The organism is Klebsiella sp. CN_Kp113 (assembly GCF_040064585.1).
In the GTDB taxonomy this organism is placed as follows: domain Bacteria; phylum Pseudomonadota; class Gammaproteobacteria; order Enterobacterales; family Enterobacteriaceae; genus Klebsiella; species Klebsiella michiganensis.
Map to the genome: position 1 here is coordinate 20,026 of NZ_JBEAID010000074.1, position 21,210 is coordinate 41,235.

Consider the following 21,210-nt stretch of genomic DNA (forward strand, 5'->3'; position numbering starts at 1 on the left):
TTGTCTCCCGCTGAACGCCTGAGACAAACAGTCTCAAGCACCCGTCAGCATTCTACCGTAAATATCTGACCAGACTACGTTGGCATATTCCTAAAATAATTCCCGGCAATCAATGAAAATAGCGAAAATATCAATCAGCGAATTATTAATGGTTCACTTACTTATATTTTTAGTATAAAAAAACCTGCCCGCAGGCAGGTTTTTTATTATTACCCATTCACTTACTGCAGCAGGGAAATATCCGCTACCTGCAGGAACAGATCGCGCAGCTTGGACAGCAGCGTCAGTCGGTTTACGCGCACATCCTGGTCTTCTGCGTTCACCATCACGTTCTCGAAGAACTCATCCACCGGCTCGCGCAGGGACGCCAGCTCAATCAGCGCATCCTGGTAACGCCCTTCGGCGAAGTACGGCTGCAGCTTATCGCGCAGCACGACTAAATTGCCTGCCAGCTTGATTTCAGCCGCTTCTTTCAGTACGGAGGCGTGAACGATATCGTTCAGCGTCACGTCTGATTTCGCCAGAATGTTGGATACACGCTTGTTCGCCGCCGCCAGGGCGGAGGACTCTTCGAGGGTACGGAAGTGGGAAACCGCCTTCATACGCGCATCGAAGTCTGCCGGACGGGTTGGACGACGCGCCAGTACCGCCTGAATCGTGTCGACGGTATAGCCTTCATCCTGATACCAGGCGCGGAAGCGTCCCAGCATGAAGTCGATAACATCGTCAACCACGTTGCCATTCGTCAGCTTGTCGCCGTACAGACGCACCGCTTCTTCAGTCAGCGTTTGCAGATCCAGATTCAGGTTCTTCTCAACGATGATACGCAGCACGCCCAGCGCGGCACGACGCAGCGCAAACGGGTCTTTATCGCCTTTCGGGTGCTGGCCGATACCGAAGATACCCGCCAGGGTGTCCATCTTATCGGCAATCGCCACGGCGCAGGCCACCGGGTTAGACGGCAGGTCATCGCCGGCAAAGCGCGGCTGATACTGCTCGTTCAGGGCAACGGCAACGTCTTCCGCTTCGCCATCATGGCGCGCGTAGTGCATCCCCATCACGCCCTGCGTGTCGGTGAACTCGAAGACCATGTTGGTCATCAGATCGCACTTGGAGAGCAGGCCCGCGCGGGTAGCATGATTGACGTCCGCGCCAATCTGCTCAGCGATCCAGCCGGCCAGCGCCTGAATACGATCGGTCTTATCGCGCAGCGTACCCAGCTGCTGCTGGAACAGCACGGTTTGCAGACGCGGAAGGTTATCTTCCAGACGTTTTTTACGGTCGGTATTGAAGAAGAACTCAGCGTCCGCCAGACGCGGACGCACCACTTTTTCGTTACCAGAAATAATCTGGGTCGGATCTTTCGATTCGATGTTGGCGACGAAGATAAAATTCGGCAGCAGCTTGCCCGCGTTGTCGTAAACCGGGAAGTACTTCTGGTCCCCTTTCATGGTGTAAACCAGCGCTTCGGCAGGCACCGCAAGGAATTTTTCTTCGAACTTCGCGGTGAGGACCACCGGCCATTCAACCAGTGAAGTCACCTCTTCCAGCAGGCTTTCGCTCAGATCGGCGTTGCCGCCAATTTTACGCGCCGCTTCTTCCGCATCGGCTTTAATTTTGGCTTTACGCTGTTCGTAATCGGCGATGACTTTACCGCGCTCCAGCAGGATCTGCGGATACTGATCGGCATTGTCGATAGTGAACTCCGCCTCACCCATAAAGCGGTGGCCGCGAATAACGCGATCGGACTGCACGCCCAGAATGGTGGCCGGGATCACTTTGTCGCCCAGCAGCAGGGTCACGGTATGAACCGGACGCACGAAGTGGACGTCGGACGCGCCCCAACGCATCAGTTTCGGGATCGGCAGCTTCGCCAGCGAGGTCGCGATCATGTTCGGCAGCAGCGCTTCGGTGCTCTCGCCTTTCACGTGGGCACGATACAGCAGCCATTCGCCTTTATCGGTCGTCAGACGTTCAGCCTGATCGACGGTGATACCGCAGCCGCGCGCCCAGCCTTCGGCCGCTTTGCTCGGGTGGCCGCTGGCGTCAAACGCCTGGGCAATCGCCGGGCCGCGTTTTTCAACTTCACGGTCTGCCTGCGCAGCCGCCAGATTCGCCACTTTCAGCGCCAGACGGCGCGGTGCGGCAAACCATTCAACTTTACCGTGCGCGAGGCCAGCGTTATCCAGCTCTGCGGTCACGTTCGCAGCAAAGGATTCAGCCAGGCTGCGCAGTGCTTTTGGTGGCAGCTCTTCAGTGCCGATTTCCACCAGGAAAGTTTTCTCAGACATGGCCGCCTCTTATTTATTCTTGTTGCACATCGGGAAGCCCAGGGCTTCACGGGAAGCATAGTAAGCTTCAGCCACTGCTTTGGTCAGGGTGCGAATGCGCAGGATATAGCGCTGACGCTCGGTGACGGAGATGGCTTTACGCGCGTCCAGCAGGTTAAAGCTATGGGCGGCTTTCAGAATGCGCTCGTAGGCAGGCAGCGGCAGCGGGTTTTCCAGCGCCAGCAGCTGCTGGGCTTCTTTCTCATACTGCTCGAAGCAGGAGAACAGGAAGTCCACGTCGGCATATTCGAAGTTATAGGTGGATTGCTCCACTTCGTTCTGATGGAACACGTCGCCGTAGGTCGTTTTACCCAGCGGGCCATCGCTCCAGACCAGATCGTAAACGCTGTCGACACCCTGGATATACATCGCCAGACGTTCCAGACCGTAGGTGATCTCGCCGGTGACCGGCTTACACTCCAGACCGCCAACCTGCTGGAAGTAGGTGAACTGCGTGACTTCCATACCGTTCAGCCACACTTCCCAACCCAGACCCCAGGCGCCCAGCGTCGGGTTTTCCCAGTTGTCTTCGACGAAGCGAATGTCGTGGATGGTCGGATCCATACCCAGCTCTTTCAGAGACCCAAGGTACAGCTCCTGGATATTATCCGGAGAGGGTTTTATCACCACCTGGAACTGATAGTAGTGCTGTAAACGGTTCGGGTTTTCACCGTAGCGACCATCGGTCGGACGGCGGGAAGGCTGCACGTAGGCGGTCGCCATCGGCTCGGGACCCAATGCGCGTAAGCAGGTCATCGGGTGAGAGGTGCCTGCGCCGACTTCCATGTCCAGTGGTTGAACAATGGTGCAGCCCTGGCGAGCCCAGTAATCCTGTAAGGTCAGGATCAGGCCCTGGAAGGTCCTGGTATCAAACTTTTGCATATGATTTCGTGCTGGATACGTGTGGATTTAAAGGAAGGAGCCAGTATACCCGCTGGCTGCGAGATATACAGTATGAAACGGGATTGTTTAGGGAAAATTGCGGAAATAAGCGCCACCGTGGGCGCGTTTAGCGCATGGAAAGATGCAAAAACTGTCCGTCCGGGTCAAAAGAACAGATAAAACGTTCATTCCGCGCAGTCTTGCCCGAAAGCTCGTAGCTCCCCTGAAACTGCTCGAAATGGCTGATGTCAACCTGGCGCACGCCTGTACTATAACGAACGGCGGCATTATCCTTGCAAAGCTGCGCCATATTGAGGGTAGCCTGCGGCGTTATCCGTGCTTTCTGCGCCTTCTGCACTGGCGGAGACGGCGTCGCGCTACAGCCCGCCAGCAGGCACAGCAGTAGTCCAGAAAACACATATTTCATCACCATTTTTTCTCGACCGCCTTGTTAGTAAATTGTTATCGTGCAGGTTACGTTAAATAATCGGCACATTGTGCGAATTGGGCCACACCTCGACAAGTCTATGCCGAAAAACTCGGATTATTCCACTGCGATACCAGCGTATAAGGGCGGTCAGACCCTTTCTGAGAAGGAGAAACAGAGGTACTGATGCAGGAAAAAATTCACTGGATTACCCATTTGCGCGGCATTGCCTGCATGATGGTGGTCATGATTCATAGTACCACCTGGTATATCACGCATCCGCACACCATCAGCCTGCTGGAGTGGGATCTCGCCAATATCCTCAACTCGGCATCTCGCGTCAGCGTCCCCCTGTTTTTCATGATTTCAGGCTATCTGTTTTTCGGCGAGCGCAGCGCCCAGCCCCGCCATTTTCGGCGTATCGCACTATGCATTCTCTTTTATAGTGCGCTGTCGCTGCTCTATATCACCTTGTTTACCCACATCAACGTTGAACTGTCGCTGAGAAATTTGCTGCAGAAACCGGTGTTCTACCATCTGTGGTTCTTCTTCGCTATCGTGGTCATTTACCTGCTTTCTCCGCTGGTGCAGGTTAAGCAGGTGAGCGGCAGGATGCTGCTGGCGCTGATGCTGGTGCTGGGTATTCTGGCAAACCCCAATATGGTCCCGGTGAAAGCCGCAGGCGTTGAATGGCTGCCGCTCAATCTCTATATCAACGGCGATACGTTCTACTACGTGATGTACGGCGTATTAGGGCGGGCAATCGGCACGCTGGATACCGATAAAAAATGGCTGACTGCGCTCTGCGCTGGGCTATTCATCACGGGAGTATGGGTAATATCACGCGGCACGCTGCACGAACTGCGCTGGCGCGGCGATTTTGGTGATACCTGGTATTTATACTGCGGCCCTGCGGTTTTTGTCTGCGCGCTCGCCCTGCTGACGCTGGTAAAAAATACGCTCAATACGCGTCAGCTGCCGTTTATTGCGCTTATTGCGCGCCATTCGTTAGGCATTTACGGGTTTCATGCGCTGATTATTCACGCGCTGCGCGCCAGCGGACTTGAGCTGACCCGCTGGCCAATGTTGGATATTGCCTGGATATTCAGCGCTGCGCTGCTGGGTAGCCTGGCGCTATCAATGTTGGTACAGCGAATTGACAGCCGCCGACTGGTGAGCTGAAAAACGGCGCCTGCGGTTCAACGCCGGCGCCGTCGTTTACTCAGCGGGCTCTTCCGTGACTGCGCCGACCTCTCTTCGCTGTCCGCTGACAGCTTATTCCACTGAGTTATTGCGAGCTTTATCCGTGACTTTAGCGGGATAAGGCGTTGCCGACGCACCGTACATACAGACAAACCACGCCATCACGTAAATACTTTTTTCACGCCACGGAGCCGGGACAAAGCAGGCGCCGACCAGCAGCAATCCCGCCGACAACAGCACCACCAGCCGGCACAGCGAGATAAAATCGCCGTCTCGCTGTGCTTCCTGCGCCGTTCGCTGATGCGTGAGCACAGCAAACATCCCCATGACCAGAACGCCCAGAAAATAGCCTTTACCGCTAAATAATGGGCAGGTTCGCCAGATTCCCACCAGATAAACCAGTGCGCCAATAGACATCAACAGCCTTGCAATAAGATTGTTTTTCATGGTGCCTCCCTGGCATAAGACAGGCCCCATTGTGGACTGGCAGGATGCGTTTATCCGTACTTTTCGTCCCTGAAACGACAAATTCGGAATATATAAATACACTCGATAACTACATGAATTTAAAAACATTCAAGAGATGAATTCGCCCCATCGACAGGGGCGAAAGAATCAGGACATCAGCGGTAAAAGCTGCTGATAAATCTGGCGGAAGGTTTCCCGGCGAGGGGCGTAACGAGCAAAGCGCTCGGCATCAGGACGATGAGCCTGTTCCAGCGGGAGCTGAGGAAGTAGATCGGAAAACGCGATATTTTGATGCAACGCCAGCTGGGCCAGCCGCGCCGCGCCAAGCGCCGGGCCGACGTCACCGCCGGTGCGGAAATCCAGCTGCTGGCCGCTAATATCCGCCAGCATTTGCCGCCAGTAGGCGCTGCGCGCGCCGCCGCCGATAAGCGTGACGCTCTCGGGCTTCACGCCGCAGGCGTGAACCACATCCATACCGTCCGCCAGCGCATAACCGACGCCCTCCAGCACCGCCCGCGCCAGTTCCGCCGGACCATGTTGATGAGTCAGGCCGAAAAAGACGCCTTTGGCCTGCGGATTATTGTGCGGCGTACGTTCACCGGAGAGGTAGGGCAGGAACCAGACCGGATCGGCATCGTCATTCGCCGCTTCCGCCGCCGCAATCAGCGCCGGAACCGTGCCGAGGCCGGTTAATGTCGCCGCCCAATCGAGGCAGGAAGCCGCGCTCAGCATGACCGACATCAGATGCCAGCGCCCGGGCAGCGCGTGGCAAAAACTGTGTACGGCGCTTTCCGGCTTGCTCAGAAAGCCGTCGCTGACGGCAAAGTAGACGCCGGAGGTCCCCAGCGACAGCATCGCCTGGCCCGCATCCGCCATGCCAACACCCACCGCCCCCGCCGCGTTGTCGCCGCCGCCGGCTACCACCAGCGCTTCCGGCATATTCCACGACTGCGCGACGGCCGGGCGCAGCGAACCCGTCACTTCACATCCTTCGAACAGCGCCGGCATGTTATCGCGGCTCAGACCGCAGGCGGCGAGCATCTCATCGCTCCAGTCGCGGCGCGCCACGTCCATCCACATCGTTCCGGCGGCATCGGACATATCGCTGGCAAACTCACCGGTCATGCGCAAACGTAAATAATCTTTTGGCAGCAGGACTTTATCGACCTGTTTGAAGATCTCAGGCTCGTGACGTTGTACCCACAGCAGCTTCGGCGCGGTAAATCCCGGCATCATCAGGTTGCCGGTTATCTGCCGCGAACGGCTGACGTTCTCTTCCAGCAGCGCGCACTCTTCACCGCAGCGGCCATCATTCCATAAAATTGCCGGGCGCAGGACGCGCTGTTGCTTATCCAGCAGCGTCGCGCCGTGCATCTGGCCCGCAATACCTAACGCTTTGACTTCGCGCAGCGAGTGCTGCGCGCCCAGCGCTTTCATCGCGCGGTCCGTCGCCAGCCACCAGTGCTCAGGATCTTGTTCAGACCATAAAGGGTGCGGACGCGACACGTTGAGCTTTTCGGTATGCGAAGCCACGACCTCGCCCTGCTCGTTGAGCAGAATAGCCTTGACGCCCGAGGTGCCCAGATCAATCCCGATATACATACAGCCTCTCCTTACTGACGCGCCACGGCTAAGCGTGGCGCGAATAAAGCATCGGTTATCGCCAATGCCCGGGCTCGCCGGGCATCATCGCCCTCATTAGCGATCAAAGAGGTAACGGTTAACCACGTTTTCCAGCAGTTCCTGATGGCCGCTCTGGTGCTCCGGCGCCAGGTTATGCTGAGTGGCATACTGGGCAATGTCCGCCAGGTTCATCTGGCCTTTCAGGATCTGCTGACCCAGCTCGCCGTTCCAGCCGGCATAGCGCCTGGCGACGCGTTTATCCAGCTCGCCGTCTTCAATCATACGAGCAGCGACTTTTAACGCCAGCGCCATGGTGTCCATCGCGCCAATGTGGCCGTAGAACAGGTCGTATTTGTCGGTGCTCTGACGACGCACTTTAGCATCAAAGTTCAGGCCGCCGGTGGTGAAGCCGCCCGCTTTCAGGATTTCGTACATCACCAGCGCATTCTCTTCAACGCTGTTCGGGAACTGGTCGGTATCCCAGCCCAGCTGCGGGTCGCCGCGGTTAGCATCAACGGAGCCAAACAGACCCAGAGCAATGGCGGTCGCAATTTCGTGGTGGAAAGTGTGGCCGGCCAGCGTCGCGTGGTTCGCTTCGATGTTCAGTTTGATCTCTTTTTCCAGGCCGAACTGTTTCAGGAAGCCATAGACGGTAGACGCGTCGTAATCGTACTGATGCTTGGTTGGCTCCTGCGGTTTAGGTTCAATCAGCAGCGTGCCCTGGAAGCCGATTTTATGTTTATGCTCCACGACCAGCTGCATAAAGCGGCCAATCTGCTCGCGCTCCTGGCGCAGGTCGGTATTGAGCAGAGTTTCATAGCCTTCGCGGCCGCCCCACAGGACGTAGTTTTCCCCGCCCAGTTTGTGGGTCGCATCCATCGCGGTCACCACCTGAGTGGCCGCCCAGCTGAACACTTCCGGATCCGGGTTGGTTGCCGCACCGGCACCGTAACGCGGGTTCGTAAAGCAGTTTGCCGTACCCCACAGCAGCTTGACGCCGCTCTGCTGCTGTTTTTCCGCCAGCACATCCACCATCTGCGCGAAGTTATTGGCATACTCTTTCAACGACGCCCCTTCCGGAGAAACGTCAACGTCGTGGAAGCAGTAGTACGGTACGTTCAGTTTGTGGAAAAACTCAAACGCGACATCGGCTTTGCGTTTCGCCATTTCCAGCGCTTCGCCCGGCTGCTGCCACGGGCGGTTAAAGGAGCCCACGCCGAACATATCAGCGCCGTTCCAGCAGAAGGTGTGCCAGTAGCAGGCCGCAAAGCGCAGGTGCTCTTCCATCCGTTTGCCCAGGACCAGCTCATCCGGATTGTAATGACGGAAAGCCAGTGGGTTAGCGGATTTCGGGCCTTCATAACGAACGCGATCGAGCTGATCAAAATAGGTCTGCATAATGAACTCCATATTCAGGGATGCGGCGAGTAATAAGTCATAAGCCAATATAGAATTCTCTTTTTAGTTTCCTCAATTACGTTATTTCACACTGTGATTGAGAGAATCCACAAACGTGCGCCAGGTCGCAAAAACAATAGAACAACGCCCTCACTTCGCTGCTTACGCCACGAGAGATCAATGAAATACGATGAGAACTAATTATTAAAGTACGATCGCGGTCATAATTTAACAAATAAACAAAATTTCATAACGGCAAAATAAGCATAGATAATTGCCAGCGCTCCTTTCCGCGTTAAAAATCTGCTACGTATCAGGCCGTTTATTTTTATCGTTCGTCTTATCCTGCACTTTACAAAAAAGGTGTTATTATTATGAAGATAAAGAACCTTTGCCTAACGCTCTGTGCTTCACTCCTCCTCACCAGCCTGTCGGGCATTGCGAAAGAAGTCAAAATTGGCATGGCGATTGACGACCTGCGCCTTGAGCGCTGGCAAAAAGATCGCGATATTTTTGTCAATAAAGCTGAATCATTAGGTGCAAAAGTATTCGTCCAGTCAGCCAATGGCAACGAAGAAACGCAAATGTCGCAAATCGAAAATATGATTAATCGCGGCGTCGACGTTCTGGTTATTATTCCCTATAACGGTCAGGTGCTGAGTAATGTGATAAAAGAGGCTAAACAGGAGGGAATTAAAGTTCTCGCCTACGATCGTCTCATCAATAACGCCGACATTGATTTCTATATTTCGTTTAATAATGAGAAAGTTGGCGAAATGCAGGCGCAAAGCCTGGTCAATAAAGTGCCTCAGGGCAACTATTTCTTAATGGGCGGCTCGCCGGTAGACAATAACGCCAAGCTTTTCCGCGCCGGCCAAATGAAAGTTCTTAAGCCCTATATTGATGAAGGAAAAATTAAGGTCGTCGGCGATCAGTGGGTCGACGGATGGCTGCCAGAAAATGCGTTGAAGATTATGGAAAACGCCCTGACCGCCAATAATAACAAAATTGATGCGGTCGTCGCCTCTAACGATGCCACCGCCGGCGGCGCCATTCAGGCGTTAAGCGCCCAGGGGCTCGCAGGCAAAGTGGCGATTTCCGGCCAGGATGCCGACCTCGCCGGCGTGAAGCGCATTATCGCTGGCACTCAGACGATGACCGTTTACAAACCGATCGCTGACCTTGCCACCACTGCAGCAGAGATCGCCGTCGAACTGGGCAACGATAAGCAGCCGAAGGCCGACGCCACGCTCAACAACGGCCTCAAAGATGTGCCGTCCCGGCTGCTGACGCCCATTGAGGTCAATAAAGACAACATTGACCAGACGGTGATCAAAGACGGTTTCCACAAAAAAAGCGAGCTGTAATCTCTGACGCCCTCTCCCGGGGGCGTTGCCCCATCCAGCCGGATATCGCTTATGTGGAGTCTCTATGTCCTGGTTACTCGAAATGAAAAACATTACTAAAACCTTCGGTACGGTGAAGGCGATTGATAATGTCAGTCTGCGGCTTAACGCCGGAGAAGTGGTCTCGCTGTGCGGCGAAAACGGCTCCGGTAAATCCACGCTCATGAAGGTCCTTTGCGGAATATATCCGCACGGTAGCTATGAGGGAGAGATTATTTTTTCCGGGGAAACGTTGCGGCCGGGCCATATACGCGATACCGAGCGCAAAGGGATTGCCATCATTCATCAGGAGCTGGCGCTGGTAAAACATCTGACCGTTCTGGAGAATATTTTTCTCGGCGCGGAGATCTCCCGCCACGGTCTGCTGGATTACGAAACCATGACCTTACGCTGCGAAAAGCTGCTGGCCCAGGTCAATTTAGCCATATCACCCGATACCCGCGTCGGCGATTTGGGCCTTGGCCAGCAGCAGCTGGTCGAAATAGCAAAAGCGCTGAATAAACAGGTACGGTTGTTAATTCTCGACGAACCCACCGCCTCGCTAACGGAACAGGAGACGGCAGTTCTGCTGAATATTATTCGCGATCTGCAAAATCACGGTATTGCCTGTATTTACATTTCCCACAAGCTCAATGAAGTCAAAGCCATCTCCGACACCATCTGCGTGATCCGCGATGGGCAGCATATCGGTACCCGTAACGCTGACGGCATGAACGAAGATGACATTATCACCATGATGGTCGGCCGCGAGCTTACCGCCCTCTATCCGAGCGAAGCCCACAGCTGCGGCGAGGAAATCCTGCGGGTGGAAAACCTGACGGCCTGGCACCCGGTGAATCGCCATATTAAGCGGGTTAATGACGTCTCCTTTTCGCTGCGGCGCGGGGAAATACTGGGGATCGCCGGGCTGGTCGGCGCGGGCCGTACCGAAGCGGTCCAGTGCCTGTTCGGCGTCTGGCCGGGCCGCTGGCAGGGAAAAATCTTTATTGATGGCCAGCAGGTGACGATTCACAGCTGTCAGCAGGCTATTGCGCAGGGCATCGCCATGGTACCGGAAGACAGAAAGAAAGACGGTATTGTGCCGGTCATGGCAGTGGGTAAAAACATCACCCTCGCCGCGTTAAACCAGTTTACCGGTCCGCTGAGCAGCCTTGACGATGCCGGAGAGCAGCACTGTATTCAGCAATCCATCCAGCGTTTGAAGATCAAAACCTCATCGCCGGAGCTGGCGATCGGTCGCCTGAGCGGCGGCAATCAGCAAAAGGCGATCCTCGCCCGCTGCCTGCTGCTGAACCCGCGCATTCTGATACTCGATGAGCCCACCCGCGGCATCGACATCGGCGCCAAGTACGAAATCTACAAGCTGATTAATCAGCTGGTGCAGCAGGGGATCGCCGTCATTGTCATTTCATCCGAACTACCCGAAGTGCTGGGGCTAAGCGACCGGGTGCTGGTGATGCATGAAGGTAAATTGAAGGCTAATTTGATCAACCAGGGCCTGACCCAGGAACAGGTGATGGAAGCCGCACTGAGGAGCGAACGCCATGTCGAAGAACACGTCGTCTGAAATGAAACTCACCCCGCCTGCCGCTGGCGCGCTATCGGGGCTGAAGGGGATGAACCTCCAGGTATTCGTGATGATCGCCGCTATCGTGGCCATTATGCTGTTTTTCACCTGGACCACCGAAGGCGCTTATCTGAGCGCGCGTAATATCTCCAACCTGCTGCGCCAGACCGCCATTACCGGCATTCTCGCGGTCGGCATGGTGTTTGTGATTATTTCCGCCGAGATCGATCTCTCCGTCGGCTCAATGATGGGGCTGCTCGGCGGCGCAGCGGCAATATTTGATGTCTGGCTGGGCTGGCCGCTACCGCTGACCATTGTGGTCACCCTGGCGCTTGGCCTGCTGCTGGGGGCCTGGAACGGTTGGTGGGTTGCCTATCGTAAAGTCCCCTCGTTTATCGTGACGCTCGCCGGCATGCTGGCATTTCGCGGTATTTTGATAGGCATTACCAACGGGACCACCGTCTCTCCCACCAGCCCGGCGATGTCGCAAATCGGCCAGAGCTATCTGCCTGATGGCATTGGCTTTGGTATCGGCGTGGCGGGCATGGCGGCCTTTATCATCTGGCAGTGGCGCGGCCGTATGCGACGTCAGGCTCTCGGCCTCTCCACGCCCGCCTCCGCTTCAGCCGTTGGCCGCCAGACGATTACCGCCGTTATTGTACTGGGCGCCATCTGGCTGTTAAACGACTATCGCGGCGTCCCGACGCCGGTACTGATTCTCGCCGCGCTGCTGCTGGCGGGCATGTTTATGGCCACCCGTACCGCGTTTGGGCGCCGCATCTACGCCATCGGCGGCAACCTGGAGGCCGCGCGTCTATCCGGCATTAGCGTGGAACGCACCAAGCTGGCGGTGTTCGCCATTAATGGCCTGATGGTGGCGATTGCCGGGTTGATTCTCAGCTCGCGTCTTGGCGCCGGTTCCCCTTCCGCCGGCAACATCGCCGAACTGGACGCCATCGCCGCCTGCGTGATCGGCGGTACCAGCCTCGCCGGCGGCGTCGGCAGCGTCGCGGGCGCGGTCATGGGCGCTTTTATCATGTCCGCGCTGGACAACGGCATGAGCATGATGGACGTCGCCACCTTCTGGCAGTACATCGTTAAAGGGGTCATTTTATTGCTCGCTGTATGGATGGATTCCGCCACGAAACGCCGAAGCTGAGGGCTGTGAAAAAAAATGCCCGAATTATTTGCGCTACCGCCAAACTTAGGCACAAGTAGCTTGAAAAAATCCGGGCATTGGCCGGTATTGTATGGCCTGCAAGAGAGACCAGGAACAACACTATGTTTGAAAAGCGTCACCGTATTACGCTGTTATTCAATGCCAACAAAGCCTACGATCGCCAGGTCGTTGAGGGCGTCGGCGAATATTTACAAGCATCGCAACTGGAATGGGATATCTTCATTGAGGAAGATTTTCGGGCACGAATTGAAAACATCAAGGAGTGGTTAGGCGACGGCGTTATTGCCGATTACGACGATCCGGAAATTGAAAACCTGCTGATCGACGTGAATGTTCCGATTGTCGGCGTCGGCGGCTCCTTCCACCGCCCGGAGTGCTATCCGCCGGTTCACTATATCGCCACCGACAACGCCGCGCTGGTCGAGAGCGCCTTCCTGCATCTGAAGGAAAAGGGCATTAACCGCTTTGCCTTTTACGGCCTGCCCGCTTCCAGCTGTAAAGGCTGGGCCGCCGAGCGCGAGCACGCGTTTTGCCAGCTGGTCGCCAGAGAGAAATATCGCGGCGTGGTCTATCAGGGGCTCGAGACGGCGCCGGAAAACTGGCAGCATGCGCAAAACCGCCTCGCCGACTGGCTGCAAACCCTACCGCCGCAAACCGGCATCATCGCCGTTACCGACGCCCGCGCGCGCCACGTATTACAGGCCTGCGAGCGGCTGCATATCCCCGTCCCGGAAAAGCTGTGCGTTATCGGCATAGATAACGAAGAGCTTACCCGCTACCTGTCGCGCGTGGCGCTCTCCTCCGTTGCGCAGGGCACCCGTCAGATGGGCTACCAGGCGGCAAAGCTGCTGCATCGCCTGCTGGAGAATGAAGAGCTGCCGCTTCAGCGTCAGCTTATCCCGCCGATGCGCGTGGTAGAACGCCGCTCCACCGACTACCGTTCGCTCACTGATCCTTCGGTCATTCAGGCGATGCACTATATCCGTAACCACGCCTGTAAAGGGATTAAAGTTGAGCAGGTGCTGGACGCCGTGGGTATTTCCCGCTCGAATCTGGAAAAGCGCTTCAAAGAGGAAGTCGGCGAAACCATTCATACGGTGATCCACAGCGAGAAGCTGGAAAAAGCGCGCAGTCTGCTGGTATCAACCACCCTATCGATTAACGAAATCTCCCAGATGTGCGGCTATCCATCGCTGCAGTATTTCTATTCGGTGTTTAAGAAAGAGTACGACGTGACGCCGAAGGAGTACCGCGACCGGCACAGCGAAGTCATGATGTAGCGCGCAAAGAAAAATGCCCGGGCTTACGCACCGGGCATCAATGATGACATGTAAGAGCAATTACATGTGCGCGGCTATCAACCGCTGGTTATCCTGATACATCGCGAAGAGATAGTTGTTATAGCTCGACCCTTTGGTCGAATAGCCCTTCAGCTTATGAATCATCGTGCTGGCGGTCACTTCCTGATCGGCTTTACGCAGCTGCGCACGCGATTTACGGAACGACGAGTAGGCCGGATGCGTATTCAGATTTCGGACATAGGCCTGAACGGACTCTTCCACCGAATCAAACTGGGAGTAGCCCTTCACCGCACCGCGGCAGTTTCCACCGCCACACTTCATACCAAATAAATTGTTGTTCACCCGCGCCAGCTTTGACGTTCCCCAGCCGCTTTCCGCCGCTGCCATGGTAGCGACCATGCTATTCGGGATAATGTCGACGCGCTCAAGCAGCGAGTTCCATGGAATATGGCGAGTATTGCCGGACCACTTCACTTTATAGCGAGAGGCGATCTCTTTCAGCCGCGTACGCTCGCTCGGCGACCAGCGCGCATCGTACTGCTTGGAAACAAGCCAGTTACGATCGGCGGTAATCACCTGATTCTGTTTCGTAATGTAAGGCATTACCGTCCGGAGAAACGCTTTTTTCCTTGGTGTCCCGGAAGGGTATTTTCGCAAATCAGGAAGTGAACTGCTCTTTACACTATTGCGAGAATACTCTTGTTTACTGCTTACCTTGCTTACTTTAACGGTGCTTTTCTTCTTAACTATTGGGGCTTTATGACTCGTTGTTGCTGTGTGTGTTGTTGCCAGCACACTACCTGAAAATATGCAGGTAAGTAACATGAGTATCGCGGCCCCATATCGTCGAATGGGAGTCGATATCATTAGGTCTCCTGGTCGGATGCAATCATTCCAACGCCTTGTTTTTCACAAAAAATCGATAGTTGAATCGCGAATAGTATCAAAAATACCCAGATGACGCACCCACAGAAATAGTCCAATTCCGAAAAGCTGTCATCTGAAATCGGTTTCCGCCCCATGACAACAGTACAAAAATGCGACAACCATCGCATTTTTTGCTTGTTTTTTGAACGCGATCACTCACCCTTTTTCATCCTCCCTGGAAAAGCGCCGGTGGGATGAGTTCATTAGACAGCCAGACGCGCAAACTGAACAAAAAACCGCACACAGGACTCCGGAATGAAACTCGCTGCGCTTGCGTCGCTGCTGTTGCCTGGGATGGCCTTCGCCGCCTGGACTACCGCAGATTTCCCCGCCTTTACCGAAGAAGGCACCGGCAGATTTATCAGTCAAAACGAGGTAGCAAAGGGTACGCGCCCTCTGCGGATTAATTTTGACCAACAGTGCTGGCAGCCTGCCGGTGCGATCAAGCTCAACCAGATGCTGTCTATGGAACCTTGCCGCGATCCGGCGCCGCAGTGGCGCGTATTCCGCGATGGCCGCTATACCCTGGAAGTCGATACCCGTTCAGGTACGCCAACCATGATGGTCTCTCTGGAGGAGAAACAGACCGCCGCCGCCGCACCGCAGATGAAGCAGTGTCCGAAATGGGATGGCAAGCCGCTTACCATTGACGTCAGCAAATCCTTCGCCGAAGGCAGTAAAGTTCGCGATTTCTACAGCGGTAATATCGCGACCGTCAGCGGCGGTAAAGTTACCCTCCAGCCGGCGTTTAACAGCAATGGTCTGCTGCTGCTTGAACGCGCGGAAACGGAAGCCACCGCGCCGTTCAACTGGCATAACGCCACCGTCTATTTCGTGCTGACCGATCGCTTTGTCAACGGCAACCCGGCCAACGACAATAGCTATGGCCGCCACAAAGACGGCATGCAGGAAATTGGCACCTTCCACGGCGGCGACCTGCAGGGCCTGACCAGCAAACTGGATTACATCCAGCAGCTCGGCGTTAACGCGCTCTGGATCAGTTCGCCGCTGGAACAAATCCACGGCTGGGTCGGCGGCGGTACGAAAGGCGATTTCCCGCATTACGCCTATCACGGCTATTACACCCAGGACTGGACGAAGCTGGATGCCAATATGGGAACGGAAGACGATCTGCGCCGCCTCGTCGATGAGGCCCACAAGCGCGGGATCCGCATTCTGTTCGACGTGGTGATGAACCATACCGGCTACGCGACCCTGGCCGATATGCAGGAGTTTCAGTTTGGCTCGCTGTACATCCAGGGCGATGAGCTGAAAAAGACCCTCGGAGAGCGCTGGACCGACTGGAAGCCCCGCGCGGGACAAAGCTGGCACAGTTTTAACGACTACATTAACTTCAGCGACAAAGCCGGTTGGGAAAAATGGTGGGGTAAAAAGTGGATCCGCACCGATATTGGCGATTACGACAACCCCGGATTTGATGACCTGACGATGTCGCTGGCCTTCCTGCCGGATCTGAAAACCGAATCCACGGCGCCATCCGGCCTGCCAAACTTCTATCGCCATAAGCCGGATACCGCGGCCAAAGCGATCCCCGGCTATACGCCGCGCGATTATCTGACCCACTGGCTGAGCCAATGGGTGCGCGACTACGGCATCGACGGCTTCCGCGTCGATACCGCCAAGCACGTCGAGCAGGCCGCCTGGCTGCAGTTAAAAACCCAGGCCACTGAAGCGCTGGCGGAATGGAAAAAAGCCAATCCGGATAAAGCGCTGGATAACGCGCCGTTCTGGATGACCGGCGAGGCATGGGGCCACGGCGTGATGCAGAGCGACTACTATCGCCACGGTTTTGACGCAATGCTGAATTTTGATTATCAGGATCAGGCGGCGAAAGCGACAAGCTGCCTGGCGAATATCGACCTGACCTGGCAACATATGGCAGAGAAGCTTCAGGATTTCAATGTGTTAAGCTATCTTTCCTCGCACGATACCAGCCTGTTCCGCGAAGGCGGCAGCACGGCGGCGGAATTGCTGCTGCTCGCGCCTGGCGCAGTGCAGATCTTCTACGGCGATGAATCCTCGCGGCCGTTCGGCCCGACCGGCTCCGATCCGCTGCAGGGGACGCGCTCAGATATGAACTGGCAGGACGTCAACGGCAAAGCCGCGCGCAGCGTGACCCACTGGGAGAAACTGGGCCAGTTCCGCGCCCGTCATCCGGCGATTGGCATGGGTAAACAAACCACCCTATCGATGGCGAAAGGCTACGGCTTTATTCGCGAGAACGGCGATGACAAAGTGATGGTGGTATGGGCAGGTCAGCAGTAGTCTTCTGACCCAAGGCTCCCCTGACACTCGGGGGAGCTGCTTCAGAACAAAAATCCAAAATATCTTCCTTTAGCAGCATAAAAACAAAATATCTCACTGATACCTCGATTTGCACCCTGTCTGCGCTGGCGTTATGGTTACCCACTTTCCTGGAATACCGACAGACTAATCGCGATGACATTTTCACTTTTTGGCGACAAATTTACCCGTCATTCGGGCATCACCCGCTTGATGGAAGACCTCAATGACGGCCTGCGTACCCCGGGCGCCATCATGCTGGGCGGCGGCAATCCCGCGCAGATTCCGGAAATGAATGATTACTTCCATAGCCTGCTGGCCGACATGCTGAACAGCGGCAAAGCCCTTGATGCGCTTTGTAATTATGACGGTCCGCAGGGTAAAAGCGAGCTGCTGGCCCTGCTGGCGCAGATGCTGCGTGATGAACTGGGTTGGGAGATCGAACCACAGAATATTGCACTGACAAACGGCAGTCAGAGCGCGTTTTTCTACTTGTTTAACCTCTTCGCAGGCCGTCGCGCGGATGGAACCACCCGTAAAGTGCTGTTTCCGTTGACGCCCGAGTACATCGGCTACGCCGATGCCGGCCTCGAAGAAGATCTGTTTGTCGCCACCCGCCCGAACATTGAACTACTGCCGGAAGGCCAGTTTAAATACCACGTGGATTTCGAACATTTGCAGGTCACGGACGAGACGGGAATGATCTGCGTTTCCCGCCCCACCAACCCAACGGGCAACGTGATCACCGACGATGAGCTGATCAAGCTGGATGCGCTGGCCAACCAGCACGGCATCCCGTTGGTGATTGATAACGCCTACGGCGTTCCGTTCCCGGGGATTATTTTCAGCGACGCCAGGCCGCTGTGGAATCCGAATATCGTGCTGTGCATGAGCCTCTCCAAGCTGGGCCTGCCGGGTAGCCGCTGCGGGATTATCATCGCTAACGAAAAAATCATCACCGCCATCAGTAATATGAACGGCATTATCAGCCTCGCCCCCGGCGGAATGGGGCCGGCCATAATGTGCGAGATGATTAAACGCAACGATCTTCTGCGCCTGTCGGAAACGGTGATTAAGCCGTTCTACTACCAGCGCGTTCAGGAGACTATCGCCATTATTCGCCGCTATTTGCCGGAAGATCGCTGCCTGATTCATAAACCGGAAGGCGCGATTTTTCTCTGGCTATGGTTTAAGGATCTGCCGATTTCTACCGAGCTGCTGTACCAGCGCCTGAAAAAGCGCGGCGTCCTGATGGTGCCGGGCGACTATTTCTTCCCTGGCCTGGATAAGCCATGGCCGCACACGCACCAGTGCATGCGCATGAACTATGTACCGGACCCGGAGAAGATTGAAGCAGGCGTGAAGATTCTCGCCGAAGAAGTTGAACGCGCATGGGGTGAACAGGACGCGTAAACGAGCGCCAGAATCCTGAATAATCCAGATATATTCCCGGCTCGCGCTGCGCTCAGCCGGGCTACAGGCTTCCAGCGTTCTGCGGACAGGCAGCGCCGCCTCCGGGAACACGCCGTAAGAAGGCATCATCGCTACATCGCCAGCGCCATCCGCTGGCGACGTTCAGCGGCTATTCTCTCCAGCTCCATCGGTTCCATGCAGCGCAGCGCCTGCGTCGGGCATGCCGCCACGCAGGCCGGGCCTTCTTCCCGATGGCTGCACAAATCGCACTTCAGCGCCTGTACGCCCTCCTCCACCCGCATCACCGTCATCGCGCCATAGGGGCACGCCACCATGCAGCTTTTGCAGCCGATGCAGCGGCGCTGATCCACGCGCCAGACCGAATTTTCCCGGCGGATAGCGCCCTCGGGGCAGACGTTGGCGCAGGGCGCATCTTCACACTGGCGGCAAAGCGTCGCCGTCGAGAGTTCGTCATTTTTCACCACGCGGATCCGCGGCGCAAAGCGCATGGCGGAAACGCCAGAACAGTCCTGGTCCCGCTGATGGGATACCACGCAGGCGACTTCACAGGTACGACAGCCGATGCACTTTTGCGCATCCGCGATAATAAACCGGTTCATCCTTGCTCCACTGGGGATAAAAACGCAGAGTGCCAGAAAAAACCGCTTCCGCGCCTTGATCCTGAATGGAGTCAGCGGCGTTTTCTCTCAGATGCCCGGGACAATTTGGTCATCTGCCTTACCCTTCCCGCACGGAAAAGCCCAGTTCGCGGGAAATCGCCTCTGCCGTATCGCGCAGCGGCTTGAGTAAATTCTTCTCCCCTACCTGCTTGAGGCGCGATGTTGATAAGGAGATAGAAATGGCATAAGGCACGCGTCCATGAATATCGAAAACCGGGACCGCCAGGCAGGACACGCCCAACTCGTTCTCTTCCCTGTCCATCGCCATATTACGCTCGCGGATCTGCGCTAGCTCATCAAGCATCGCAGGTAAGCCGGTAATGGTATTCCGGGTCAGCGGCTGAATAATATCCTGGTGTGAATTCCAGTAGCTCTCAACGTAGTCAGGATGGCCAAACGCCATATAAATCTTGCCCATTGCCGAGCAGTACAGCGGCATATGCTGGCCAATATAGGCGCGCGTACGCAGCATGCCGGTGGTCGGCTCCAGCTTATAAATCAGGATAGCGTGGTCATCTTCACGGCTGGAGAAGTTCACCGTCTCGCCGGTGGCCAGGTTGAGCGCCTCAAGATGCGGCGCCGCGACGTGGATGATATTGAGCGACGACAAAGCCTTTTGGCCAACGGCGATAAACTTTGTCGTCAGACGATAGCTCCCCGCCGCCGGGGCTGGCGTCACGTAGCCGCAGGATTGCAGCCCCTGCAATAAGCGATGAACGGTGCTTTTGTTCAGGCCCGCCAGTTCCGACAGATGCGCCAGCGGGCATCCGTTTGGGTAATTACTCAGGATCTCAATCAGCATCAACCCACGAAAAAGGCTCTGGCTTCCGGCAGGCCTCTCTTTGTCTTGCGTTACATCGCTCTCTTTTGTGCCCATCGTTTCCGCTCCCCGTTTTTGTCGCGTTCAGATGGTAGCGCAAAGTGTGTTTCAGTTCACGATCTGAACCGAAAAAACACAACTTTATGATTTTTATGATTTTTAAAAATAACGCTGCCCGTTGATCTGATAAAAATTGATCGCTATATTTGAAATCAGATTTCGCATATTGAAATTTAGAGATAAAAAAGCGATCAACTCTGACCAGGGAAACAGGAATGAAAGTAACGTTTGAGCAGTTAAAAGAGGCATTCAATCGAGTACTGCTGGCGCGGGGTATCGCCGCAGAAACCGCCGATGCCTGCGCAGAAATGTTTGCCCGCACCACCGAATCCGGCGTCTATTCTCACGGCGTGAACCGCTTTCCTCGCTTCATCCAGCAGCTGGACAACGGCGACATCATCCCCGAGGCTAAACCGCAGCGGGTGACCAGCCTAGGCGCTATCGAACAGTGGGATGCCCAGCGCTCCATCGGCAACCTGACGGCGAAAAAGATGATGGACCGGGCCATCGAACTGGCTTCCGATCACGGTATCGGCCTGGTGGCGTTACGTAACGCCAACCACTGGATGCGCGGCGGCAGCTATGGCTGGCAGGCGGCGGAAAAAGGCTACATCGGCATCTGCTGGACCAACTCCATCGCCGTTATGCCGCCGTGGGGCGCTAAGGAGTGCCGTATCGGCACCAATCCGCTGATCGTCGCCATTCCGTCGACGCCGATCACCATGGTGGATATGTCGATGTCGATGTTCTCCTACGGCATGCTGGAAGTTAACCGCCTTGCCGGCCGCGAGCTGCCCGTGGACGGCGGATTCGACGATGAAGGTCATTTGACCAAAGAACCGGGGGTTATCGAGAAAAACCGCCGTATTTTGCCGATGGGCTACTGGAAAGGTTCCGGCCTGTCGATTGTGCTGGATATGATTGCCACCCTGCTTTCCAACGGCTCTTCCGTTGCCGAAGTGACTCAGGAAAACAGCGATGAATATGGCGTTTCGCAGATCTTCATCGCCATAGAAGTGGATAAGCTGATCGATGGCGCAACCCGCGACGCCAAACTGCAGCGAATTATGGATTTCATCACCACCGCCGAACGCGCCGATGAAAATGTGGCGGTCCGCCTGCCCGGCCATGAATTTACCCGACTGCTGGATGAAAACCGCCGCAACGGTATTACCGTCGATGACAGCGTATGGGCCAAAATTCAGGCGCTGTAAGGAGCTC

General features: G+C 55.7%; 17 protein-coding genes. 8 read left to right on the forward strand and 9 right to left on the reverse strand.

What is annotated here, in order from left to right:
- Window positions 1–221: 221 nt before the first annotated feature.
- The 3 genes from glyS to ABLV30_RS28935 all read right to left on the reverse strand — a co-directional run bounded on the left by glyS (window position 222) and on the right by ABLV30_RS28935 (window position 3,645).
- Entirely contained in the window at window positions 222–2,291 is a 2,070-nt protein-coding gene (gene glyS, locus ABLV30_RS28925) for a glycine--tRNA ligase subunit beta (RefSeq protein ID WP_025106788.1), read from the reverse strand.
- 9 nt (window positions 2,292–2,300) lie between these two features.
- The gene (gene glyQ, locus ABLV30_RS28930; protein ID WP_004126458.1) at window positions 2,301–3,212 is read right to left on the reverse strand and encodes a glycine--tRNA ligase subunit alpha; all 912 of its coding nucleotides are present in this window, start codon (window positions 3,210–3,212) and stop codon (window positions 2,301–2,303) included.
- 127 nt (window positions 3,213–3,339) lie between these two features.
- On the reverse strand, window positions 3,340–3,645 hold the full coding sequence (locus tag ABLV30_RS28935) for a YsaB family lipoprotein (protein ID WP_014227200.1): 306 nt from the start codon (window positions 3,643–3,645) through the stop codon (window positions 3,340–3,342).
- A 180-nt stretch (window positions 3,646–3,825) separates the two neighbouring features.
- Here ABLV30_RS28935 and ABLV30_RS28940 point away from each other — a divergent pair, with 180 nt between their 5' ends.
- Entirely contained in the window at window positions 3,826–4,821 is a 996-nt protein-coding gene (locus tag ABLV30_RS28940) for an acyltransferase (RefSeq protein ID WP_025106787.1), read from the forward strand.
- Window positions 4,822–4,914: 93 nt separating this feature from the next.
- Here ABLV30_RS28940 and yiaB read toward each other — a convergent pair whose 3' ends face one another.
- The 3 genes from yiaB to xylA all read right to left on the reverse strand — a co-directional run bounded on the left by yiaB (window position 4,915) and on the right by xylA (window position 8,331).
- Window positions 4,915–5,289 carry an inner membrane protein YiaB gene (yiaB, locus tag ABLV30_RS28945; protein WP_064374928.1) on the reverse strand — a complete coding sequence of 125 codons (375 nt, stop codon included), beginning with the start codon at window positions 5,287–5,289 and terminating at the stop codon, window positions 4,915–4,917.
- 168 nt (window positions 5,290–5,457) lie between these two features.
- Window positions 5,458–6,912, reverse strand: a complete 1,455-nt coding sequence (gene xylB / locus ABLV30_RS28950; protein WP_014227203.1) for a xylulokinase — start codon at window positions 6,910–6,912, stop codon at window positions 5,458–5,460.
- A gap of 96 nt (window positions 6,913–7,008) precedes the next feature.
- Window positions 7,009–8,331, reverse strand: a complete 1,323-nt coding sequence (gene xylA, locus ABLV30_RS28955) for a xylose isomerase (protein WP_025106783.1) — start codon at window positions 8,329–8,331, stop codon at window positions 7,009–7,011.
- Between the two features lie 374 nt (window positions 8,332–8,705).
- On the opposite strand from xylA, the gene xylF reads away from it, so the two are divergent.
- From xylF to xylR, 4 genes are all read left to right on the forward strand, one after another.
- Entirely contained in the window at window positions 8,706–9,698 is a 993-nt protein-coding gene (gene xylF, locus ABLV30_RS28960; protein WP_014227205.1) for a D-xylose ABC transporter substrate-binding protein, read from the forward strand.
- Between the two features lie 64 nt (window positions 9,699–9,762).
- The gene (locus tag ABLV30_RS28965) at window positions 9,763–11,304 is read left to right on the forward strand and encodes a xylose ABC transporter ATP-binding protein (RefSeq protein WP_046876786.1); all 1,542 of its coding nucleotides are present in this window, start codon (window positions 9,763–9,765) and stop codon (window positions 11,302–11,304) included.
- Entirely contained in the window at window positions 11,282–12,463 is a 1,182-nt protein-coding gene (gene xylH / locus ABLV30_RS28970) for a xylose ABC transporter permease XylH (protein WP_032751665.1), read from the forward strand. Before ABLV30_RS28965 ends, xylH begins: the two co-directional genes overlap by 23 nt.
- A 122-nt stretch (window positions 12,464–12,585) precedes the next feature.
- Window positions 12,586–13,764: a D-xylose utilization transcriptional activator XylR gene (gene xylR, locus ABLV30_RS28975; protein WP_004126484.1), complete on the forward strand. Its 1,179-nt coding sequence runs from the start codon at window positions 12,586–12,588 to the stop codon at window positions 13,762–13,764.
- 60 nt (window positions 13,765–13,824) lie between these two features.
- Here the strand turns inward: xylR and ABLV30_RS28980 are convergent, their stop codons facing one another.
- The gene (locus tag ABLV30_RS28980; RefSeq protein WP_071530269.1) at window positions 13,825–14,652 is read right to left on the reverse strand and encodes a protein bax; all 828 of its coding nucleotides are present in this window, start codon (window positions 14,650–14,652) and stop codon (window positions 13,825–13,827) included.
- Window positions 14,653–14,967: 315 nt separating this feature from the next.
- On the opposite strand from ABLV30_RS28980, the gene ABLV30_RS28985 reads away from it, so the two are divergent.
- Window positions 14,968–16,998, forward strand: coding sequence for an alpha-amylase (locus ABLV30_RS28985; RefSeq protein ID WP_348865716.1), 2,031 nt, complete (start codon window positions 14,968–14,970; stop codon window positions 16,996–16,998).
- Window positions 16,999–17,172: 174 nt separating this feature from the next.
- Window positions 17,173–18,429 (forward strand): valine--pyruvate transaminase, encoded by a 1,257-nt coding sequence (gene avtA, locus ABLV30_RS28990; RefSeq protein WP_265801674.1) that lies wholly within the window; start codon window positions 17,173–17,175, stop codon window positions 18,427–18,429.
- Window positions 18,430–18,560: 131 nt separating this feature from the next.
- Here the strand turns inward: avtA and ABLV30_RS28995 are convergent, their stop codons facing one another.
- The gene (locus ABLV30_RS28995) at window positions 18,561–19,049 is read right to left on the reverse strand and encodes a 4Fe-4S dicluster domain-containing protein (protein ID WP_014227212.1); all 489 of its coding nucleotides are present in this window, start codon (window positions 19,047–19,049) and stop codon (window positions 18,561–18,563) included.
- A 118-nt stretch (window positions 19,050–19,167) separates the two neighbouring features.
- Window positions 19,168–19,986, reverse strand: a complete 819-nt coding sequence (gene yiaJ, locus ABLV30_RS29000) for an IclR family transcriptional regulator YiaJ (protein WP_265801671.1) — start codon at window positions 19,984–19,986, stop codon at window positions 19,168–19,170.
- Between the two features lie 218 nt (window positions 19,987–20,204).
- On the opposite strand from yiaJ, the gene yiaK reads away from it, so the two are divergent.
- On the forward strand, window positions 20,205–21,203 hold the full coding sequence (yiaK, locus tag ABLV30_RS29005; protein WP_014839766.1) for a 3-dehydro-L-gulonate 2-dehydrogenase: 999 nt from the start codon (window positions 20,205–20,207) through the stop codon (window positions 21,201–21,203).
- The last annotated feature ends 7 nt before the right edge of the window (window positions 21,204–21,210 follow it).